Annotated in this window: 3 protein-coding genes; all 3 read right to left on the bottom strand. The window is 59.8% G+C overall.

All coding sequences use genetic code 11. From position 1 onward, the window contains the following. Window positions 1-402: 402 nt before the first annotated feature. A complete protein-coding gene (locus Q2941_RS51275) occupies window positions 403-540 on the bottom strand; it encodes a hypothetical protein (RefSeq protein WP_458197500.1) in 138 nt (45 codons plus the stop codon). 19 nt (window positions 541-559) lie between these two features. Further along, window positions 560-679: an SDR family NAD(P)-dependent oxidoreductase gene (locus Q2941_RS51270; RefSeq protein ID WP_458197499.1), complete on the bottom strand. Its 120-nt coding sequence runs from the start codon at window positions 677-679 to the stop codon at window positions 560-562. A gap of 92 nt (window positions 680-771) precedes the next feature. Next, window positions 772-2286: an amidase gene (locus Q2941_RS51265; RefSeq protein WP_458197498.1), complete on the bottom strand. Its 1515-nt coding sequence runs from the start codon at window positions 2284-2286 to the stop codon at window positions 772-774. Window positions 2287-2570: the final 284 nt, after the last annotated feature.

Below are 2570 nucleotides of genomic sequence, written 5' to 3'. Positions count from 1 at the left end.
CGCGGACTCTCCAGACTCACCGATATCGAACTCGGCGCCGAAATCGGAGCGGCTGGAAATGTGGGTAATTGAAAGCCACGCCGGATGCTTACGTCGTAAAAGCGTAAAAAATTGAAACGTTGCAGGCCGATCTGATCGAGATGGAGGCCACCGCGGTCATTGGGCCGACTTTGAAAGAGAATGCGAGCGCACGAACAAGCTCTTAGCCGAACTGCTCAACCAGCATTGAAACTATGGCCGCCCGGGAGAAGGCGGCCCTACTCCGCACGAACCCGCGGCAAAGTCGACTTCGAAACTGGAGACGCTGGAGATAATCGATGCCGACGTGGATTTCTCCAGATAAGGAATGGCAGCCGCGACTGAATTGACGGTATGCATCATGTCGGTACGAAACGATCTTTCTCAAGTCTCCGGCGTATCGTCGACCGCGAGCGCGCTGACATTGCAGACGATTGTATCGATGCCGCCGAACTCGGCGGCTGCGCCATTGATCCGGCCCTTCAGCGCGCCGGGATCGCGACATCGATGCCTTTGCCCCAAGATCTGACGCCCTTTGCCGCTAGATTTTTCGCGACCTTACCGACTTGTCGGCATTGTGCGCGCAGATCGCCACATTAGCGCCCTCGGCGGCGAACAGCTCCGCGATTGCAAGTCCGATCCCCTTGCTGCCGCCGGTCACCAGCGCGTTCTTGCCCTTTGAGTCGGAGGTCCATGATCCCTTCCAATGCTGAATGGGGCGGCCTACCTTCGGATGGCCGGCCGTCTCGTTGGTTACATCTTCTTCCAGTCGCCGGCGCCTTCGAATGCGGCGGCGGCGCGATAAATCGTCGGCTCGTCAAAATATTTGCCGATGAGCATCAACCCGATCGGCAGGCCGTCGGTCATGCCGCAGGGGATGCTCATCGCCGGATGGCCTGACGCGTTGAACGGCGCCGTGTTGGGCACCATTTCGAACGCGCGCTGTATGTAGAGCTCGCGCGGCGCGTCCGGGGGCGGCAGGGGCGTCGCCTTCATGGGCAACGTCGGCATCAGCAGCAGGTCGTAGTTGCTTAAGGCGGCATCATAGGCCGCGCGCAGCTTACGGTTCAGATTCTGGGCCTTGGAATAAAAGTGACCGCGATAGTGCTTGCTGAAGTACTGGCCGAGCAGCATGGTGATCTTGAGACTGTCGGACAATTCGTCCGCGCGATAGCGCCAGCCTGAATGGGCATCGAGCAGTGTGGTGTTGTAGAGACCACGCCAGTTGGTCCCCATGCCGTTGCCCTTCATCATGAATTCGGTGGCGCCTTCGGCGGCGATCGGCAGCCAGATCGCCGGCGCCACCATGTGCATCGGGATCGAGATTTCTTCGACCGTAGCGCCAAGCTTTTTGAAGAGATCGGCACCGGATTTGACCTTGGCATCAACATCCGACTCGGAGCTTGGATGGCCAAACCCCTCGCGCACGACGCCGATCTTCAATCCTTTGACGCCGCCGTCAAGCTCGGCGGTATACTCCGCGACCTTCGGCGCCGTTTGTCGCGGGTCAAGCCCGTCCGCACCGGCCAGCACTTCGAGCAGCAACGCGTTATCGCGCACGTTGGCCGTCATCGGCCCGGTGTGATCAATGGTGAGCTCGATCGGCATCACGCCGGTGTACGGAACCAACCCATAAGTGCCCTTCATACCGTACGTGCCGCTAAAGGCGGAGGGAATGCGGATAGACCCGCCCTGATCGCCGCCGATGGCCATGTCTGCTTCCCCGATCGCCACCACCACGGCGCTGCCCGATGATGAGCCGCCGGCCGAATAACCCATCTTATGGGGATTGTGCACGGGACCAGCCGCGCAGGTGTGGCTGCCGCCGGAGAAGCAGAAATACTCGCAGTGGGTCTTGCCGACGATGATGCCGCCAGCATCGAGGATGCGCGTGACGATGGTCGCATCCGTATCCGGCGTGTAACCCTCGAGCGTCGACGCACCGTTCATCATCGGCACGCCAGCGAGGCAAACATTGTCCTTCAACGCGATCTTCTTACCGGCCAGCTTGCCGCCCGGCGCCCCCTTGATTTCGGTCTTGATGTACCAAGCATTGAACTTGTTTTCCTCGCCTTCGGGGCGATAGCCCGGCGTGCGTGGATATTTCACCGCCGGGACGTAGTCCGCCATCGTGTCGACGGCATCGTAGGCGGCATAGTTCGCCTGCATCAGAGCGTCGTAGGACTTAAGTTCCTCCTCCCCCATGTGCATGCCGAGATCTTCGGCAACGCTGCGCAACTGATCGAGTGTGGGTCTACGGACTGCCATGGCTTCCTCCTCTGACGACGACCCGACCGTGTCAGGCCTATGTTGCGATACCGACAAACTCTCCGACCACGCTGGGGTCGCCGAGATTATCCGGAGTTCGACTTCGCGGGTTATCGTCTTGTGCCTACCGTAAATCACATCCGGCCATATTGATGGTGCAGTCCGCCTAGGACCGGTCGGCATACGATATTCCCGACCCGCTCAACGCCGCGAGGAACCGGGGCATCCTTGTTCAATGACAAATGAGTGCGCGTGGCGTTGTAGTAATCTTTGTACGATAGCAG

The sequence above is a fragment of the Bradyrhizobium sp. UFLA05-153 genome, from assembly GCF_054185185.1.
Note: the sequence above shows the minus strand (reverse complement) of the source record. Positions and strands in the feature narration are given on the sequence as shown.